18 protein-coding genes are annotated in these 17,481 nt (G+C 67.2%); 7 read left to right on the top strand and 11 right to left on the bottom strand.

All coding sequences use genetic code 11. The features are described from left to right. Window positions 1-89: 89 nt before the first annotated feature. The 11 genes from FHT19_RS13990 to FHT19_RS13940 all read right to left on the bottom strand — a co-directional run bounded on the left by FHT19_RS13990 (window position 90) and on the right by FHT19_RS13940 (window position 11,692). Entirely contained in the window at window positions 90-887 is a 798-nt protein-coding gene (locus tag FHT19_RS13990; RefSeq protein WP_168555845.1) for a LytTR family DNA-binding domain-containing protein, read from the bottom strand. A gap of 103 nt (window positions 888-990) precedes the next feature. Further along, window positions 991-2,181 (bottom strand): histidine kinase, encoded by a 1,191-nt coding sequence (locus tag FHT19_RS13985; protein WP_168555846.1) that lies wholly within the window; start codon window positions 2,179-2,181, stop codon window positions 991-993. A gap of 12 nt (window positions 2,182-2,193) precedes the next feature. After that, window positions 2,194-3,231 carry a hypothetical protein gene (locus FHT19_RS13980; RefSeq protein WP_169475628.1) on the bottom strand — a complete coding sequence of 346 codons (1,038 nt, stop codon included), beginning with the start codon at window positions 3,229-3,231 and terminating at the stop codon, window positions 2,194-2,196. Further along, window positions 3,228-4,061, bottom strand: a complete 834-nt coding sequence (locus FHT19_RS13975) for a DsbA family protein (protein WP_169475627.1) — start codon at window positions 4,059-4,061, stop codon at window positions 3,228-3,230. Before FHT19_RS13975 ends, FHT19_RS13980 begins: the two co-directional genes overlap by 4 nt. A 4-nt stretch (window positions 4,062-4,065) precedes the next feature. Then, a complete protein-coding gene (locus FHT19_RS13970; RefSeq protein ID WP_169475626.1) occupies window positions 4,066-5,445 on the bottom strand; it encodes a M48 family metalloprotease in 1,380 nt (459 codons plus the stop codon). A gap of 10 nt (window positions 5,446-5,455) precedes the next feature. Next, complete coding sequence (locus FHT19_RS13965; RefSeq protein WP_169475625.1) at window positions 5,456-6,406, bottom strand: alpha/beta hydrolase; 951 nt, start codon at window positions 6,404-6,406, stop codon at window positions 5,456-5,458. Window positions 6,407-6,617: 211 nt separating this feature from the next. After that, the gene (locus tag FHT19_RS13960) at window positions 6,618-8,192 is read right to left on the bottom strand and encodes a hypothetical protein (RefSeq protein WP_169475624.1); all 1,575 of its coding nucleotides are present in this window, start codon (window positions 8,190-8,192) and stop codon (window positions 6,618-6,620) included. A gap of 128 nt (window positions 8,193-8,320) precedes the next feature. Continuing rightward, window positions 8,321-9,199, bottom strand: a complete 879-nt coding sequence (locus tag FHT19_RS13955) for a CoA ester lyase (protein ID WP_169475623.1) — start codon at window positions 9,197-9,199, stop codon at window positions 8,321-8,323. Next, the gene (locus FHT19_RS13950) at window positions 9,196-10,509 is read right to left on the bottom strand and encodes an MFS transporter (protein WP_248290466.1); all 1,314 of its coding nucleotides are present in this window, start codon (window positions 10,507-10,509) and stop codon (window positions 9,196-9,198) included. The genes FHT19_RS13955 and FHT19_RS13950 overlap by 4 nt, the downstream gene beginning before the upstream one ends. After that, window positions 10,506-10,952: a DUF2141 domain-containing protein gene (locus FHT19_RS13945; RefSeq protein ID WP_248290465.1), complete on the bottom strand. Its 447-nt coding sequence runs from the start codon at window positions 10,950-10,952 to the stop codon at window positions 10,506-10,508. Before FHT19_RS13945 ends, FHT19_RS13950 begins: the two co-directional genes overlap by 4 nt. Continuing rightward, the gene (locus FHT19_RS13940) at window positions 10,949-11,692 is read right to left on the bottom strand and encodes a sterol desaturase family protein (protein WP_168555853.1); all 744 of its coding nucleotides are present in this window, start codon (window positions 11,690-11,692) and stop codon (window positions 10,949-10,951) included. The genes FHT19_RS13945 and FHT19_RS13940 overlap by 4 nt, the downstream gene beginning before the upstream one ends. Before the next feature lie 228 nt (window positions 11,693-11,920). On the opposite strand from FHT19_RS13940, the gene FHT19_RS13935 reads away from it, so the two are divergent. The 7 genes from FHT19_RS13935 to FHT19_RS13905 are packed head-to-tail and all read left to right on the top strand — an operon-like array spanning window position 11,921 to window position 17,478. Next, a complete protein-coding gene (locus FHT19_RS13935) occupies window positions 11,921-12,436 on the top strand; it encodes an Rrf2 family transcriptional regulator (RefSeq protein WP_169475622.1) in 516 nt (171 codons plus the stop codon). Beyond that, window positions 12,433-13,941, top strand: a complete 1,509-nt coding sequence (gene sufB / locus FHT19_RS13930; protein WP_169475621.1) for a Fe-S cluster assembly protein SufB — start codon at window positions 12,433-12,435, stop codon at window positions 13,939-13,941. The genes FHT19_RS13935 and sufB overlap by 4 nt, the downstream gene beginning before the upstream one ends. Continuing rightward, window positions 13,938-14,324 carry a hypothetical protein gene (locus FHT19_RS13925; protein WP_168555856.1) on the top strand — a complete coding sequence of 129 codons (387 nt, stop codon included), beginning with the start codon at window positions 13,938-13,940 and terminating at the stop codon, window positions 14,322-14,324. Before sufB ends, FHT19_RS13925 begins: the two co-directional genes overlap by 4 nt. After that, entirely contained in the window at window positions 14,308-15,048 is a 741-nt protein-coding gene (sufC, locus tag FHT19_RS13920; protein WP_169475620.1) for a Fe-S cluster assembly ATPase SufC, read from the top strand. The genes FHT19_RS13925 and sufC overlap by 17 nt, the downstream gene beginning before the upstream one ends. Further along, window positions 15,045-15,782 (top strand): SufD family Fe-S cluster assembly protein, encoded by a 738-nt coding sequence (locus FHT19_RS13915; RefSeq protein WP_169475619.1) that lies wholly within the window; start codon window positions 15,045-15,047, stop codon window positions 15,780-15,782. Before sufC ends, FHT19_RS13915 begins: the two co-directional genes overlap by 4 nt. Continuing rightward, a complete protein-coding gene (locus tag FHT19_RS13910) occupies window positions 15,779-16,999 on the top strand; it encodes a cysteine desulfurase (protein WP_169475618.1) in 1,221 nt (406 codons plus the stop codon). The genes FHT19_RS13915 and FHT19_RS13910 overlap by 4 nt, the downstream gene beginning before the upstream one ends. Beyond that, on the top strand, window positions 16,996-17,478 hold the full coding sequence (locus tag FHT19_RS13905) for an SUF system Fe-S cluster assembly protein (protein ID WP_168555860.1): 483 nt from the start codon (window positions 16,996-16,998) through the stop codon (window positions 17,476-17,478). Before FHT19_RS13910 ends, FHT19_RS13905 begins: the two co-directional genes overlap by 4 nt. Window positions 17,479-17,481: the final 3 nt, after the last annotated feature.

The raw sequence follows: 17,481 nt of genomic DNA, 5'->3' as shown, positions 1-17,481 counted from the left end.
CGCTTCTTATCGCCGTCGAACAAAGAAAGCGGGATCCCGGGTCAAGCCCGGGATGACGGAGGCGAGGATGGAATGGTCGGCGCGTGCCGTCAGTGGACGAAGCGGGCCACCACGTCGCGGTAGGAGCGGCTCACCTTCACTTCGGCGCCCGATTCGAGCACCAGGAAGCATTCGCCATTGGTGTGCGGGCGCACCTGGCGCACCTGGTCCAGGTTGACGATCTTGGAGCGGTGGACGCGCTGGAAGACGCGCGGGTCGAGCCGGCGCTCCAGGTCCTTCATCGTTTCGCGCAGGATCAGCGAATTGTCGCCGGTGTAGATGCACATATAGTCGCCCGCCGCCTCGATCCGTTCGATCGTGTCGACATCGACGCGGAAGATCTGGCCGCGATCCTTGATGTTGATCAGCTTTTCAAAACGGCCGGCGGCCACTTCGCCGTCGTCTTCCAATTCCGGCATGGCATCGGGCGCCACTTCGGCCAGCACGGTCTTGAGCTTTTCCACTTCCTCCAGCCCGCGCTTTTCCGCCAGGCGCGTGCGCGCCCGGTCCAGCGCATCGGCCAGGCGGTCTTCCTCCACCGGCTTGAGCAGGTAGTCCACCGCGTTGGCCTCGAACGCCTTCAAGGCATGTTCGGAATAGGCGGTGACGAAAACGAAGAGCGGCGGATCGATTTCCATCACGCCCTTGACCACGCTGAACCCGTCGAAGCCGGGCATCTGGATATCGAGAAAGACGAGGTCCGGCTTTTCGGTCTTGATCTTGCGGATCGCTTCGCGACCGTTGGAACAGGTGTCGATCACCTCGACATCGGGGAAGGCCTGGAGACGCAGCTGGAGGCCTTGGATGGCGAGTTTCTCGTCGTCGACGAGGATCGTGCGGATGGTCATTTGCTACCTTTGCCTGGAGCGTCTGCCCTGTTGTGGTTTTTTTGCCCCCGCGTGACAAATGCGACAAGCTCGAAAAGTTCCCGAGAGCGTCGCATGCGCCCGGTCACGCCCTGACCAGCCTGGCCGCCTGGGCCAGTTGGGATTGCCCGGGCGTTGCGGCCTCTTCCTTGGCTTCGAACGGCAATTCGATGGTCACGGCAAAGCCGCCCTCCGGCCGGTTGCCCACGTCGAAGCGTTGCTGGCTGCCATAGGCCTGGGCCAGGCGATCGCGGATGTTGGGCAGGCCAACGCCTGTGGAAACCGGATAGCCCGGTGCGTGGGCGCTATCGGCAGAGTCGCTGTGCACGCCGAACAGCGTCGATGGATCGGTGCCCGCTGGCAAGCCCGGCCCGGTGTCCGACACGGTGACTCGCAGCATGGGGCCGACGAGTTGCGCGGAAATGGTGATCTGGGCACCATCCTCGAGCGGGCTGACCGCATACTTGATGGCGTTTTCCACCAGCGGCTGCAGCAGCAGCGAAGGCATCAGCGCGGCGCGGGCGGCATCGTCGATGCGGAATTCGGTGCGCAACCGCTCCTCGAAGCGCATCAGCTCGATGTCGAGGTAGAGCTTGAGCGTCTCCACTTCCTGCGCCACCGTCACCCGGCCCGTCGGCTCGTTGATCAGGGTATAGCGCAGGAACGAGGACAGCCGGCTGAGCATGGCATTGGCCGGCTCGGTCTGTTTCAACAGCACCAGCGTGGAAATCGAATTGAGCGTGTTGAACAGAAAGTGCGGGTTGAGCTGGTAGCGCAACATGGCCAGCTGGGCCGAGGTCGCCTGCGCCTCCAGATAGAGCAGCTGGTCGTTCTGCTCTTCCACCTGGATGTAGAAATTGATCGCGTAATAGAGCGCCGACCACGCGCCCAGCAGCGTGAGGTCGATATAGAACACGCCCAGGAACAGCTGGGCAAAGCCCGCGTCGCTGCCTGGGCGATAGAGGCTGATCACCCAGGCATCGATGAAGGCATAGAGCCCCACTGCCACCGCCAGGACCAGCGCCGTGGCGCCCCAGGTGATGATCGGGCGCCGGTTGATCAGCGCGCGATAGATCACCGACAGGATCGACGAGATCGAAAAGCCGGTGATCGAGGCGATCAGCACGATCAGCAGGAATGACCAGGGCTGGGCATTGGCCAGGCTGGACATCGCGCGCAGCAGCATGGCGCCGCCCCAGCCAACGAACTGGAGCCGCCAGAACGCGCGGTTCTTGTTGCCGAAGAACGGCGTGGGACGAAGCGGCAGCATGGCCATGACCATATCGCTTTAGCGCGGCTGGGGCTGCAGCGCCATGGGGGGCTTGTCCATCGCGGGCGCGGCGGGAACGGGCATCGCCGGGGCGCCCTCTTCGCGGCGGAACAGGCGGGGCCAGTCGGCCTGCGCGGCATTGGCCGTGGCGGCCTTCATCGTGGCGATCTCGGCGGTCATGTCGCGCACGCGGGTGCGCCAGCTGCCGTGATCGGGCGAGGCGATGAAGAGGATTTCATAGCGTGGCCCGATGCGGCGCATCCATGCCATGGCGGCGGCCGGGTCATAGCCGGCGTTGTGCAGCAACCACACCGAGAGGCGATCGGCCTCGCGCTCGGTCTTGCGCGTGCTGCCGCCCTGTTCCAGCCAGGTCTGGTGATCGAGCACGGCATGGGCCAGCTCGTGCGCCATCAACGCGGCGATTTCCGTCTCGTCCCACTTGGCCACTTCGGCCATGGGGCGGCCGATGCGCACCACATCGCGGTTGGCGCCGGCATTGCCTTTGCTGTCGTCCATCAGGAAGCGCACCTGGCATACCGGCGCGCCGGGGATCGTCATGGTCTTGCCTTGCGCCAGGGCCAGGACCACGCGGCCATCGCGCGCCACATCCTTTTCCAGGGCATCCTGCAGGGCAAACAGGCGATCCCACTTGCCCTGGCGCGGCACCGGCAGGCTGGCGACGGCAAGGCTGCCCACGGCCGTGATCGTGGCGTTGAGCGGCAGGCCGGCGGCATGGGCCGGGCCGTCGGCCGCCAGGGCACCAACGCCGATATCGCCAGAAAGGCCATAGACCTGGCGCGCCAGGGCGGGATCATCGAACGTGCGCGCGTCCTGCAGCATCACCCCGATGCCCGGCGCCACGCGCGCGCAGAACCGGGCATTGGCATGGGCCAGGTTCCATCCGATGGTCTGCACGATGATGTCGTCCCGCTGCACTTCATCGATCGGCTGCAGCGTGGCGGCCGCTTGGGCACGGGCGGGGGGCGGGGCAAGCGACAGGGCAGGCAGTGCAAGCGCAAGCGCCAGTGGCGCCGCCAGGGCCCGCCCGGCGATCATGCGCCTTGGGCCTTGTCGCCATTGCGCGCGGCATCGATTGCCTGCTGCAGCTTTTCGCGGCCCACCGCGCCGCTCAGCAACTGGTCTCCGGCGACCCAGGCGGGCGTGCCGCTCACGCCCAGCTGGCGCGACAGGTCCACGTTGCGTTGCAGTTCCTTGAGCGTTTCGGGCCGTGCGGCAAAGGCATTGGCAGCGGCGGCATCAAGGCCGGCCTTGCCCGCGGCGGCAGAAATGCTTTCCGCGCTGGGCCGCTCGCCACTGAACATGGCCTTGTGAAACGCCGGATACTTGCCCTGGGCGGCAGCGGCCAGGCCCATGCGTGCGGCCGGCACGCTCTGCGCCGAAATGATCGGCAGTTCGCGCACCACCACTTTGAGATCGGGATTGGCGGCGATCAGCGCTTCCACGTCGGCCACGCTGCCGCGGCAATAGGTGCAGGCAAAATCGGTGAATTCCACCAAGGTCACGCGGCCCTGCGGATTGCCCAGCACGGCGCCGGGAAACGGCGTTTCCAACGCGCCACGCAAGGCGGCAACACGGCTGGCCGCCTCGCGCGCTTCCAGCCGGCCGGCCACTTCGCTCAGGATTTCGGGATGATCGAGCAGGGTCTGGCGCACCAGCCCTTCCAGTGCCACGCGCTCCTTGCCGTCGATCCCGGCATCGGCCAGGGCCTTGGCCAGTTGCGCTTCGTTCATCCCCCCGCCTGCCTGTGCCGACGCAAGGGCATCGTGCTGGCGGCTGGAAGCAACCCACCAGGCAAGGCCGGCGGCCACCAATGCCACCAGCACGAGCAGGATCAGGAAGGAACGGCGTTCGGCAGCAGCAGTCATCGGCTTACTTTTTCTTCCTTTGCCGTTCCATCATGGCCTGGGCCGACATGGCAATGTCTTGCGCGCGCAGCCAGTCGGGGCTGCCCTTGGGCAAGCCATCCTCGGCCGCCTGGGCACTGCGCGCCGCTTCGGGCAACTGCATCTGCATCAATTGCTGCTCGGCACTGGTCAGGCGGGCACGGGGGGTATCCCCTTCGGCCTCGTAGACCACGCCAAGCTGATACCATGCAAACGGATTTTCGCGATCCTTGGCCACGGCGGCCTTGAGCACGCGTTCGGCTTCGGCAAAATTGGCCTTGTCCTCGGTCGCCAGCAGGGCGTGGCCAAACGTGGTGGCGATCAGCGGGTTGTTGCCGGTAAGCTGCGTGGCACGGCGCAAGGGGGGAATGGCGTCGGCCGGCTGGCCGGATTCGAGCAGGACCTGGCCCTTGAGCTCCAGCGCATAGGGATCGTCGGGCAGCTGGCGCAGCATGGCATCCACCTCGGCCAGCGCTTTGTCCATCAGCGCTTCCTTGTGATAGGCATAGGCGCGCGCATAGTGCGCCGGCGCATCCTGGAGGTAGTCGGGATAGGCGCGCAGGGTATCCTGCGGCTCGGCCAGATAGCCATAGAGCTTTGCCTTCACCCGCACGAACCGCGCCTGCAACTGCGGGTCCATCGGCGTGTTCCAGGCCGGATCGTGTTCGTAGGTATCCTGCAGCGTGGTCAGGCGGTCGGCGGTCATCGGGTGGGTGGAATAGAACTCGGCGTCGGCATTGCGGGTGAAGCCATAGCGGAATTCCTGGTTCTGCAGCTTCTTGAAGAAATCGAGCGAGCCACGCCCGGAAATCCCCGCCTTGGACAGGAACTGCGCGCCGGCGGCATCGGCCTGTGATTCCTGCGCGCGGCTGAACGCCAGGTAGCTGCCGAGTGCCGCCTGCTGCCCGGCCATGAACACGCCCAGGCCAGCGTCGGCCGATCCCGCCGCCGCCGCCAGCCCGCCCAGGAGCAGCGAAAGCAGGGTAATGCCCGTGGCGGGCTTGGACCCGGCCGTGCTGATCACGTGGCCACCGGTGATGTGGCCCAACTCGTGCGCCACCACGCCCTGCACTTCGTTGATATTGTCGGCCGCGCCGATCAGCCCGGAATGGAGATAGACCGCCTGGCCCCCGGCGACGAAAGCGTTGATCGAGCCATCGTTGAGCAGCACGATATCGACATTGCGCGGATCGAGCCCGGCCGCCTTGATCAGCGGGGCCGACATGTCGCGGAACAGCGCCTCGGTTTCGGCATCGCGCAGGACTTCCTGCGCCATGACCGGCTGGGCCGAAAGCGCCAGGACGGCCACGGCGGAACAGACGCCCGCCAGGCGGCGGCGTAGCGGGGCGAAAGAGAGGGCGCGCATCACAATGCGGTTATTGTGGCGCGGAATGAACCGGTGGTGAAGCGCAAACCTTGGCGATGAAAGCGGCGACCGCCTCTAGCGGGCGGGTTTCGCGGGCAAAGGGCTTGGCAAAGGCCATGATCAGCCGCTCATGATCGACACCATCGAGCACGAGGGCTTGTGTCGGCTGGCCGGCGGCGGTCATCGCGGCGGCCAGGGCCAGGCTGTTGCGCGGCCGCACGCGCGGATCGTCGGCGCCATGCACCAGCAGCAGGGGCGGCGCCCCGGCGTGAACATGGTTGATCGGCTGGGTCTGGGCCAGATCGCCGCAATGGCCAAACGTGGCGATGGAGGCGGGGTCGTCCAACGGCAGGAAATCGGCCGGCGTGGCCAGGCCGATCGCCCCGGCCAGGGCGTCGGCGTCAAGCCCCTCGTCGGCCAGCCAGCGCTTGTCGAGCGCCAGGGCCAGCGCATTATAGGCCCCGGCCGAATGGCCCATCAGCACCACGCGCTGCGGATCGCCACCCAGCGTGGCGGCATGATCGGCCACCCAGCGCAGCGCCCGCGCCCCATCGGCCAGCATCACCGGCCAGCGGCCCTGCGGCAGCAGGCGATAGCCCGCCAGCACGACCATGCAGCCCTGCGGCGCCGTGGCCGCGATCAGGCTGCGCGCGATGAAGCGATAGTCCTGCGGCCGCCCGCTGTTCCAGGCGCCGCCGTGGATGAACACCACCACCGGCAGCCGCGCGTTGCGTGGCGTGCCGGGTGGCGCGAATACCTCAAGTTGCTGGTGCGGATCGGGGCCATAGCGGGCGCGGGCCACGCGCTCCACGCCGCTCTGCCCGCCCTGCTTGGCCAGAGTCAGGGCCAGGTCGGCAGCATCGAGCACGGCCACGGGGTTGCGCGCCAGCGCGCGGCGGTAAAGGGCATGGCCGGCAATGCCAGCGGCAGCCAGGCCCACGATCCATCGAGACAAACTCATCGCCTTGCAAACTCAGCCGCCAAGGTGGCGGTTCCCGTGATGATCGCCGCCTTAGGATGTGTTGAGATTTATGAGTTCACGACCTAGGCCAGGGTGGAGCGAGAATGGCTGATTTTCGTGACCCGGAACGCAGCGTACTTTTGGCACGTGAGTACCGGAAGCGCGAAAAGCGGCCGTTCGCAGCCCACCGTGGGCTAAATCTCAACACACCCTAGTTCATCAGGCGGCGGGCGGCACGTTCGAGCAAGGGTTCGTCGTCCAGCACTTCGCCCAGCACGGCCAACCGCCCATCGGGCATGCGCCGCACCATGACGAGCGAAAATTCGCGGCCATCGGCGGGAATGTCGTCTAGGCTGCGCGGCGGCAGGGTGCGCAAGCTCGCTTCCAGCGCGGCGCGCGGATCGATGCGGGCCTGGCCTTCCTCGGCCCGGCGCAGGCGGCGTTCGGCCGCCACCACGCCCTTGAGGCCGCCCGGCGTTTGCGCCAGGAACGCGCCCAGTTCCCCGCGCGACAGGCCCAGCCGGTGCGCATGGGCCAGGGCCGTCGCATATTCGGTCAGCCGCGTCTTGTCGTGCTGCGCGCCGAACACCAGCTTGACCACCGGGATCAGCGGCGCGCGCGCCTGCATGGCAAGGCCGGCGCCGGCCACCAGCGCGGCAAAGTCCTCGGGCTCTGCTTCTGCCGCCAGGGCAAAGTCCCAGGCGCGGCCGATCGCGGCATAGAGCGCCTGGCGGGTGCGATCCTCGCTGCCCACGGCCAGATCCGCCATGGCGCGGGCGCTGGCCAGCCAATCGGCCAGGCTTTCGGGCTCGTGCTCGTCGCGCAGCGGCGCAAGGTCGCCGGCGGCCAGCGGATCGAGTGCCGGCAGGATTTCCAGCGCGATATCGCCCAGGTCCAGCGCGTCCAGACCGGCCGATTGGCCGGCGTCATCGGGGGAAAGATCGTGCGGGTCGCGCGCGCGCAGCGGGCCATCGGCCCACTGGCCCAGCGAATCGGCCAGCGCGCCCCAGCTTTCCTCGCCATCCCCGTCGCCGCGCAGGGCCGGATCGGCAAAGGCGGGCAGCGGCAGATCGGGCGCGGCGTGGCCGGCGCCGCCATGATCGGGACGCAGCGCGGTCACCGCCTTGCGGCGCGGCTTCTTCTCACCCAGCACCAGGCCGATTTCGGCCATGAGTTCGTTGGTCGTGGCCTGGTCGGCCAGTTCCTTCCAGTTGATCACGCCATAGATGTAATCGAGCGTGTCACCGCTGGTCGAAAACGGCAGCAGGATGCCACGATAGAGGATGGTGCGGCCGCGCTGGTTGGCAAATTCCGCCTCGAACCCGATCGGCGCCTCGTTGGCCACGATCTGCATGTAGTGGTCGGTGATGCGCGACAGGATCGAGCGGCCGGGCACCTGGCTCAACCGCAAGAGCGGCCCTGCATCCTCGCAATCGGCCAGCAGCGCGCTGCCGACATAGGCGATGGCCGGGTCTTCCAGGCCCCCCTCTTCCAGGCCGGCATCGAAATGCAGCAGCACGGAATGGTCGGCAAAATCAGGCAGGTGGCCGGCGAGCAGCGGGCCAGCCAGCGGCAGGCGCGCATCGCCCAGCATGCTCGCCCAGAAATTGTAGGCGCGCACCTGCATCCGTCGCTCGTCTGCGCCCAGGAGCGGCGGCAGCGGCTCGGTCAGGTCGTCCAGATAGCCGTCTGGCAGATCGCCGTCTTGCAAATCATCGTCGGGATCGCCGTTGCCGAACAGGCCCACATGGGCCGGTCCGTCGGCAAATCCGCGCATGCTGTCCATCGCCAAGGCCCTTCGTCATGCTCCTTGCCGACCCTTTTGGCGCAACATGGTGAAGAAGCGATTAAGTTGCGCCAATGGCAAACCGCGCAAAAATATCGGCAAAAGGCAAAGACGCGGCCCGGCCGCCGTCATCCGCGTGCAGCGATCGCCGCGGCGCGCGCGATCAGCCGCTCGGCCATGTCGCGGTGGAGCAATTCGGCCATCTTGCCGTTCACCCGCAGCGTGCCCACCCCGGCGTTGGCCGGATCGGCAAAGGCCGCCACGATGGCCTGCGCCTGGGCCAGTTCATCGGCGCCAGGGGCAAACACGCGGTTGGCCACGGGCAGTTGCGCGGGATGGATCAAGGTCTTGCCGTCAAAGCCAAAGGCACGGGCCTGGGCACATTCGGCTTCCAGCAAGGAAAGATCCTCGATCGCGTTGCACACCCCGTCGAGCGCGACCAGGCCATTGGCGCGCGCGGCCAGCACGCATTGCGCCAGCAGCGGCACGAAGGCGTCCCGCCCCGGCGCCTGCGCCATGCCGGTGTCCTTGGCCAGGTCGTTGAGGCCCAGCACCATGCCGGCCAGCCGCGTGGTGGCGGCGCAATCGGCAATGCGCTCCACCGCCAGGGCCGCGCGCGGGGTTTCGATCATCACCCACAACTGCACGGGGGCGGCAAAGCCGGCGCGGTCCATCGCGGCGGAAAGCGCCACGATATCGGCCGCGTCCTGCACCTTGGGCACCAGCACGGCATCGAGCGAGGCTGGGGCCAGCGCAGCCAGATCGTCATGCCCCCAGGGCGTATCGATGCCATTGCACCGCGCGATCAGGCGGCGGTGGCCAAAGCCACCCGCCTGCGCCTGTTCCACCAGCGCGGCGCGGGCCGCCTGCTTGGCGTGGGGTGCCACCGCGTCTTCCAGGTCGAGCACCACGGCATCGCAATCGAGCGCGCGTGCCTTGGCCATGGCGCGTTCGTTGCTGGCCGGCATGTAGAGTGCAGAGCGCAGCGGGCGGGTATCGTCGGTCATGCGGGTTTCACCCTTGGCGAAGGAACCGGTTCCTTGACGGTATCGACGCGGCCCTCCTCGCGCGCGGGCATCGGCACGAACAGGCGCAGCACGAGGTTGAGCGCGAGCCAGGCAGCGGCGGCATGCAAGGCAAAGGCCAGGCCGCGCTGGTCGGCGATCCAGCCCCAGGCCCAGGCGCCCAGCGCCATCGAGCCGAACGTGATTGCCTGGTAGAGCGAGAGGCAGCGCCCCAGGATCGCCTCGGGCGAACGCAATTGCATGGCAACGTTGAGGCTGGTCATCGCCGCGACCCAGCCCGATCCGGCCACGAAGCCGGCCACGATCGCCGCGGCCAGCGTGGTGGCCTGGGCCAGCAGCAGCAGCGCCCCCAGGAACACCACCGTCGCGCCCGACACGATCGCTTCGGCGCCAAAGCGGCGGCGCGCCCGCGTGACCCACAGCGCGTTGACGATCGAGCCGACCCCGAACGAGCCGAGCATCAGGCCATAGTCCAGCTCGGTGCCGGCCAGCGTATCGTGCGCCACGGCCGGCATCAGCGCCTGGAACGCGCTGGCGCCAAAACCGAACATCGCGCCGCGCAGCAGCACCTTGCGGATCGGGACGGACCCGGCGCAGAACGCCACGCCCACCTTGATCGAGGCCAGCATCGGCTGGCGCTGCGGTGCGCGCGCTTCGGGCCGCCAGCGCGCCAGCACCACCAGCATGCCGATGTACGACAGGGCATTGGCGGCAAAGGCGGCGCTTACGCTCAGGATCGAGATCATCATCCCGCCCAGCGCCGGCCCCGCGCTGCGCGCCAGATTGGCCGACATGGCGTTGAGGGCGATGGCCTGGGGCAGATCGGCCTTGCCCACCTGGAGCCGGACCGAGGCCTGCCAGGCCGGCTGGTTGATCGCCGTACCCATGCCCACCATCAGCGTCAGCACCAGCAACGAAAGCGGCCCCAGCATCCCGCGATAGCCCAGCACCGCCAGGACGGCCGACACCACCAGCATCGCGCTTTGCGCCCAGATCATCACCCGGCGCCGGTCGAAATTGTCGGCAATCCCGCCCGCCAGCAGGCCCAGCAGCAGGATCGGCAGGGTGGACGAAGCCTGGACCAGTGCGATCAGCACATGGCTGCGCGTGAGTTCGGTCATCAACCAGGCGGCCGCGGCGGCCTGGATGGTGGAACCCAGGTTGGACACCAGGTTGGCCGTCCAGATCGCGCGGAACGCGGGATAGCCGAAGGGCGCCAGCGCGCCGCCGGTCTTGGGCTGGCCGGTCTCGGGCTGGCCGGTCTTGGGCAGGGAGGGGGCAGTCTCGGTCAAAGCAGATAGCGCATGCGGATCGAAGTGGTCAGTTGCGTCTCGCCCAGGGTAAAGGCGGCGGCGGAAAAGCGTGGCGGGCCAAAGCGGATCGGCGCATCGCGGGAAAAGCCAAAGCCTTCGCGCGGCATCATCAACATCTTGTCGAGCCGGCCATTGGCGTTTTCATCGTGGAACAGCGCGACGGCATAGCGGCCGGGCAGCACGTGCTGGAACGCCACCACATCGTTTCCGGCCGCCGGCACGGTCTGGTGCAGCGCCTGGGGGTCCTTCTCGCAATCGGGAAAGGTGATCGGATCGGCCGTCAGGCACGCCTGGATCAGCCCCTTGTGCGAACGCAGGCCCACCACATCGACCAGCACGGTGGTGCGTTCGGGCAGGGCGGCCCCGCCCTGGCCCAACGCCACCATGCCCAGCGCGGCCCAACGCCAAGCCCGCCGCTTCACCGTGCCGCCCTTTCCGGCCAGCCCGCCAGCCCGGCGTCCGTGCCGCAAAGCCTGTCCCACACGCGAAAATAGAGGCCGTAATTGCACCGATAGCGCTCGTGATGCTGATGATGGTGGCTTGCCGTTATCAACCACTTCCCTGCCCGGGAATGAACCAGCCAGCCCGGAAACACTTCCCAGCCCATGTGGTTGGTCACGCCCATCACGGTCATGACCACCAGCACGGTGGCCAGCATGCCCGCCTGGATCGGCACCACGAAGACCAGCGCGGGAATGAACAGGCCGACCACGGCCGCTTCCACCGGATGAAAGTTCATTGCCGCCCAGGCCGTGGGCGGGCGGCTGGCATGGTGGATGGCGTGGACGCGGCGAAACACCTTGGGCCGGTGCATCCAGCGATGCGTCCAATAGAACCAGGTGTCGTGGGCAAACAGATAGACCAGCACCGAAACCGGCATCCACCACAGCGGATAGGCATTGGGATCGGCATAGATCCGCGTCCAACCGTGCTGTTGCCAGCCCCAGGCGATGACGCCGGCTGGCACGCCATAGATTGCCGCCGAAGCCAGGCTCCAGCCGATCTCGCGGCGGATCTGTGCCTCCAGGCCGGCATAGTGGCCGGGCAGGCGCCGCTGCGTGATCCAGGCGAACAGCCCGCTTGCCGCCACATAACGCACCGCGACGATCGCAGTCATGGCGAGCGCCGAAAGCAGCAGCGCGGCAAGTGGAGGACCGTTCATGGTTTTCCTGGGTGGCACGAGGCCGGACATTTTCCAGCGCCCCTATGCCAAGCCGGGCGGGTGCTGCCCAGCTTTTTCGCAATCGCAAAACGATTCGACACGCTCTGGCCGGCCTGCCTTGCAAGCGGGGGGAGGCGCGCCTAGATAACCGGAGCGATTCGGTCTGATTTGGCCTTTCGCGTTCCGCAGGGCAGCTTTGGGCCGCCCCCTATTGAGCGAGCAGGTGCGATGCGATTGTCGAGCATGGCTGACTATGCCGTTGTCATGATGTGCGCCGCCGCGCGCCATTGCGGCTGCCATAGTGCCGATACGCCGCTGCTTTCGGCCCAGCGCCTGGCCACCGAAACCGGCCTGCCCGCGCCCACCGTGCAAAAACTGGTGAGCAAGATGGCCGCTGCCGGCCTGCTCAAGTCCGTGCGCGGCGCGCGTGGCGGGCTCAAGCTGGCGCGTCCGGCCGCTGCGATCAGCCTGGCCGACATTGTCGAGGCGGTGGAAGGGCCGATTGCCATGGCCGCCTGCAGCGGGCATGGGCGCAGCGATTGCACGCTCGAAGCGGCCTGCGCTGTCCGGCCGCACTGGCCGGCGGTGGACGCAGCGCTGCGCGCCGCGCTTTCGGGTGTGTCGCTGGTACAGCTTGCCCGGCCTGCTCAGTCTCCTAAAGGGGCGCAATCGGGCCAGCTGGCCGTCCCGTCGGCGGCCACCACCCTGGCCGTCACCCCCATTCCTGCCGAGTTGCCCGCATGACCGATGAAACCCTGAACGACACGCCGGTAAAGGACGAGCCTGTAAAGGATCAGGCCGCGCGCGATGCTGCGGCCCGCGTGGCCGAGTACGAACACGGCTGGTCTTCGGACATCGAGCAGGAATATGGCCCCAAGGGCCTGTCCGAAGACACCGTGCGCTTCATTTCGGCCAAGAAGGACGAGCCGGAGTGGATGCTGGAATGGCGGCTCAAGGCCTATCGCCACTGGCTGACCATGCCCATGCCCGACTGGGCCAAGCTGAACATCCCGCCGATCGATTATCAGGAAGCCTACTATTGGGCCGCGCCCAAGAAGAAGGATGGGCCCAAGTCCTTGGACGAAGTCGATCCCGAAATCCTGCGCGTCTATGAAAAGCTGGGCATTCCGCTGGCCGAGCAGGAAGTGCTGGCCGGGGTGGAAGGCGCGCGCCGCGTGGCGGTGGACGCGGTGTTCGACAGCGTCTCGGTGGCCACCACGTTCCGCAAGGAACTGGAAGCGGCCGGCGTCATCTTCCGCTCGATCAGCGAGGCGATCCGCGAGTTTCCCGATCTGGTGCGGCGCTGGCTGGGCAAGGTCGTGCCGATGCACGACAACTATTTCGCGGCCTTGAACTGCGCGGTCTTTTCCGACGGCACCTTCGTCTACATTCCCGAAGGCGTGCGCTGCCCGATGGAGCTGTCGACCTATTTCCGCATCAACGCGGAAAACACCGGTCAGTTCGAACGCACCCTGATCGTGGCCGACAAGGGCGCCTATGTCTCGTACCTGGAAGGCTGCACCGCGCCCCAGCGCGACGAGAACCAGCTCCACGCCGCCGTGGTCGAACTGGTCGCGCTCGATGATGCGGAAATCAAGTATTCCACCGTGCAGAACTGGTATCCCGGCGATGCGCAGGGCAAGGGCGGGATCTACAACTTCGTGACCAAGCGCGCGCTGTGCCAGGGCGCGCGGTCCAAGGTTTCGTGGACCCAGGTGGAAACCGGCTCTGCCGTGACGTGGAAGTATCCCAGCTGCGTCTTGAACGGCGAGGATTCGGTGGGCGAATTCTATTCCGTGGCCGTCACCAACAATTACCAGCAGGCCGATACCGGCACCAAGATGATCCACAACGGCAAGCGCAGCCGCTCGACCATCGTGTCCAAAGGGATCAGCGCGGGCAAGTCCAACAATACCTACCGCGGCCTGGTGCGCGTGGCCCCGCAGGCCGAGGGCGTGCGCAATTTCACCCAGTGCGACAGCCTGTTGCTGGGCGCGGAATGCGGCGCGCACACCGTGCCCTATATCGAAGTGCGCAACCCTTCGGCCACGATCGAGCACGAGGCGACGACGAGCAAGATCAGCGATGATCAGCTGTTCTATGCCATGCAGCGCGGGCTGGACCAGGAACAGGCCGTGGCGCTGATCGTCAACGGCTTTGCCAAGGAAGTGCTGCAGCAGCTGCCCATGGAATTTGCTGTGGAAGCGCAGAAGCTCCTGGGCATCAGCCTGGAAGGCAGCGTGGGATGAGCGCGCTGCTGGTCATGGCCCTGGCCACGGTGACCGCGCCCGACAGTGCCCCGGCACTGGCGGCGGTGCAGAAGTGCGACAAGCAGGCGATGCGCGCGATGGCGACCGACGAGCCGCACCGCCGCACCCAGTTTGCCGCCGCCGCCTATGCCGAGCAGCGTGCGATCGCGCAGGAACGCGCCGCGCTGCTCGATGTCCAGATTTCCGGCACCCCCAGCGGCGCGGCCACCACGGCCAATGCCCTGGCCCAGATCGACGCCCGGCAGAAAGAGCTGGACGACGTGAAGGCCATCGAAAAATCGTGGCGCGACCTGTTCGACGAGGTTCGCGCCGACTTCCTTGCCAATTGCTCGAGCGGAAAACGCAATGCTGACGATAAGTGACCTTTCCAACGAAATCGCCGGCAAGGCCATTCTCAAGGGGCTTTCGCTCACGATCAACGCGGGTGAGATCCACGCGATCATGGGGCCGAACGGCGCCGGCAAATCGACCCTGGCCTATACCCTGGGCGGGCGCCCCGGCTATGCAGTGACCGGCGGCAGCGCCACGTTCGACGGGCAGGACCTGCTCGCCATGGACCCGCACGAGCGCGCGGCGGCCGGGCTGTTCCTGGGTTTCCAGTATCCGGTGGAAATCCCCGGCGTGTCCAACCTGCAATTCCTGCGCGAGGCGCTCAACGCGCAGCGCAAGCAGCGCGGCGAGGAACCGCTGTCGGGCGGCGCCTTCCTCAAGCTGGCACGCGAGAAGGCCGATCTGTTGCGCATGGACATGGACATGCTCAAGCGCCCGGTGAACGTGGGCTTTTCCGGCGGCGAGAAGAAGCGCGCGGAAATGGTCCAGATGGGCATTCTCGATCCCAAGCTGGCGATCCTGGATGAAACCGATTCGGGCCTGGATATCGACGCGCTGCGCATCTGCGGCGAAGGGATCAACGCGATCATGCGCAAGCCCGACAAGGCCGTGCTGCTGATCACGCATTACCAGCGCCTGCTCGATTACGTGAAGCCCGATTTCGTCCACGTGCTGGCCGGCGGGCGCATCGTCCGCTCGGGCGGGGCGGAACTGGCGCACGAGCTTGAACAGCATGGCTACGAGGCGGTGGCGTGACCACCGCCGCGCTCCTTCCCACGAAAGCGGACGAGGCGTTCCGCTATGCGGATCTTGCCGCGCTCGCCACGCTCTGGCCCTTGCCGGCCGAGGCGGTGGACGTGGCGGCGGGCGAGAGCGGCAGTCTCTCGGTGGTCCTGGCGGGCGATGCCCCGGCGGCGCGCGACCTGGCGATCACGCTGGGCGAGGGCGCCAGCTATGACCTGCGCCTGCTCAATGCCGGTGGCGCCTATGGCCGCATCGCGGTGACCGTGCGGCTGGCCAAGGGCGCGAAGTTCCATCTGGGTGCGGCGCAACTGGGCGGCGGCGACCAGACGCTGGAAATCGTGACCGAGGTTGTCCATGCCGAGCCGGACGCGCAGTCCAGCCAGGTGGTGCGCTCGGTCCTGGCGGGCCATGCCACCGGCACATACCTGGGCCGCGTGGTGGTGGATCGCGGGGCGGTGGGCACCGATGGCGAACAGTCGATCCGCGCCATGCTGCTCGATCGCACGGCCACGGCCAATGCCCGGCCGGAACTGGAAATCTATGCCGACGACGTGAAGTGCGCGCATGGCTGCGCCGTGGGCGAGCTGGACGCGCAGGGCCTGTTCTACCTGCAATCGCGCGGGTTGCCACCGGCAGAGGCCAAGAAGCTGATGCTCCAGGCCTTCATCGCCGAAGCCTTCGTCGATGCGCCCGAGGAAGAGGTGCTGACGCAGGCCGCACTCCAGGCGCTGGGAGGCCTGCTGTGAGCACGCTTGCCACAGCACCGCTGACCCAGGCTGACGAATGGCCGGGCCTGGTCAATCCCGACGGCTCGCGCTGGCACTATCTCGATACCGGCGCCACCGCGCAAAAGCCGCGCGTAGTGATCGACGCGGTCACCCGCGCCATCGGCGTGGACTATGCCACGGTGCATCGCGGGGTTTACACCCGCTCGGCGGAAATGACGCTGGGCTTCGAAGCCGCGCGGCGCAAGGTGGCCGGCCTGATCGGCGCGGACGAGGGCGAGATCGTCTTCACCCGCGGCGCGACCGAGGCGATCAACCTGGTCGCGCAGACCTGGGGCCTGGCCAATCTCAAGGCCGGCGACCGCGTGCTGCTCTCGACGCTGGAACACCATTCCAACATCGTGCCCTGGCAATTGCTGGCGCAGCGCACCGGCATTGCCATCGACGTCTGCCCGCTGACCGAAGATGGCAAGATCGATCTCGACGCGGCGGAAGCCATGCTTACCCCGGCGCACAAGCTGGTGGCCTTTGCCCACGTGTCCAACGTGCTGGGCAGCGTGCTCGATGCCCAGCGCGCGGTGGCCCTGGCCCATGCCGTGGGCGCCAAGATCCTGCTCGATGGCTGCCAGGCCGTGGCGCGGCTGACGGTGGACGTGAAGGCGCTCGACGTCGATTTCTATGCCTTTTCCGGGCACAAGCTCTATGGCCCGACCGGCATTGGCGCGCTCTATGGCAAGGCAGACCTGCTCGCGGCCATGCCGCCGTGGCAGGGCGGCGGCGCGATGATCGATCGCGTCTCGTTTGCCGGCACCACTTTTGCCCCCGCGCCGCAGCGGTTCGAGGCGGGCACGCCGGCCATTGTCGAGGCGATCGGCCTGGGCGTGGCGGTGGATTTTGTACAGGGCGTGGGCCTTGCGGCCATCCAGGCGCACGAAACCGCACTGGTGCGCGCCACGCGCGATGCCTTGCGCGGGTTGAACAGCGTGCGCCTGTTCGGGCCGGACGATGCAGCCGGCGCTGTCAGTTTCGTGATCGAGGGGGTGCATCCGCACGACCTCGGCACCATATTGGACGAGGAAGGCGTGGCGATCCGCGCCGGCCACCACTGCGCCCAGCCCCTGATGGAACACCTGGGCGTGCCGGCCACGGCCCGCGCCAGCTTTGGCATCTACAGCGACGAAAGCGATGTTGCCGCCCTGGTGCGCGGCATCGAGCGAACCTTGAGGATTTTCGGATGAGCGCCGATACCCCCCGCTTCACCGTCGAGGAAGTCGACGCCGTCAACCCGCCGCGCCGCGCGCACGTGGACGACATTCCCGAGCCTGCGCCCGAAGCGCCGGCCGAGCGCAAGCGCGACTATCTGTCGGGCTTCCTGGCGGAAAAGCCGCAAGGCGTGAAGCCGGGCGAGCCGGGTGGCGAAATCTATGACGGCGTGGTTGCCGCGCTGCGCGACATCTTCGACCCGGAAATCCCGGTCAATATCTATGACCTGGGCCTGATCTATGGCGTGGACGTGGCCGACGACGGGCACGTGGCCGTGACCATGACGCTCACCACCCCGCATTGCCCGGTGGCCGAATCCATGCCGGGCGAAGTGGAACTGCGCGTGGGCGCCGTGCCCGGCGTGCGCGATGCCGAAGTGAACCTGGTATGGGACCCGCCGTGGGACCCGCAAAAGATGAGCGATGAAGCCAAGCTCGAACTCGGGATGCTCTAAGCC

Source organism: Novosphingobium sp. SG919, from assembly GCF_012932495.1.
Classification (GTDB): domain Bacteria; phylum Pseudomonadota; class Alphaproteobacteria; order Sphingomonadales; family Sphingomonadaceae; genus Novosphingobium; species Novosphingobium rhizosphaerae.
This window is presented reverse-complemented; position numbering and strand designations above follow the sequence as displayed.

What these genes read in the sequence shown, in the direction of transcription:
- FHT19_RS13975 (WP_169475627.1), bottom strand. Translation starts at nt 4,061, where the DNA reads ATGACTGCTGCTGCCGAACGCCGTTCCTTCCTGATCCTGCTCGTGCTG.
- FHT19_RS13990 (WP_168555845.1), bottom strand. Translation starts at nt 887, where the DNA reads ATGACCATCCGCACGATCCTCGTCGACGACGAGAAACTCGCCATCCAA.
- sufB (WP_169475621.1), top strand. Translation starts at nt 12,433, where the DNA reads ATGACCGATGAAACCCTGAACGACACGCCGGTAAAGGACGAGCCTGTA.
- FHT19_RS13960 (WP_169475624.1), bottom strand. Translation starts at nt 8,192, where the DNA reads ATGGACAGCATGCGCGGATTTGCCGACGGACCGGCCCATGTGGGCCTG.
- FHT19_RS13905 (WP_168555860.1), top strand. Translation starts at nt 16,996, where the DNA reads ATGAGCGCCGATACCCCCCGCTTCACCGTCGAGGAAGTCGACGCCGTC.
- FHT19_RS13935 (WP_169475622.1), top strand. Translation starts at nt 11,921, where the DNA reads ATGCGATTGTCGAGCATGGCTGACTATGCCGTTGTCATGATGTGCGCC.
- FHT19_RS13955 (WP_169475623.1), bottom strand. Translation starts at nt 9,199, where the DNA reads ATGACCGACGATACCCGCCCGCTGCGCTCTGCACTCTACATGCCGGCC.
- FHT19_RS13965 (WP_169475625.1), bottom strand. Translation starts at nt 6,406, where the DNA reads ATGAGTTTGTCTCGATGGATCGTGGGCCTGGCTGCCGCTGGCATTGCC.
- sufC (WP_169475620.1), top strand. Translation starts at nt 14,308, where the DNA reads ATGCTGACGATAAGTGACCTTTCCAACGAAATCGCCGGCAAGGCCATT.
- FHT19_RS13925 (WP_168555856.1), top strand. Translation starts at nt 13,938, where the DNA reads ATGAGCGCGCTGCTGGTCATGGCCCTGGCCACGGTGACCGCGCCCGAC.
- FHT19_RS13985 (WP_168555846.1), bottom strand. Translation starts at nt 2,181, where the DNA reads ATGGCCATGCTGCCGCTTCGTCCCACGCCGTTCTTCGGCAACAAGAAC.
- FHT19_RS13980 (WP_169475628.1), bottom strand. Translation starts at nt 3,231, where the DNA reads ATGATCGCCGGGCGGGCCCTGGCGGCGCCACTGGCGCTTGCGCTTGCA.
- FHT19_RS13970 (WP_169475626.1), bottom strand. Translation starts at nt 5,445, where the DNA reads ATGCGCGCCCTCTCTTTCGCCCCGCTACGCCGCCGCCTGGCGGGCGTC.
- FHT19_RS13940 (WP_168555853.1), bottom strand. Translation starts at nt 11,692, where the DNA reads ATGAACGGTCCTCCACTTGCCGCGCTGCTGCTTTCGGCGCTCGCCATG.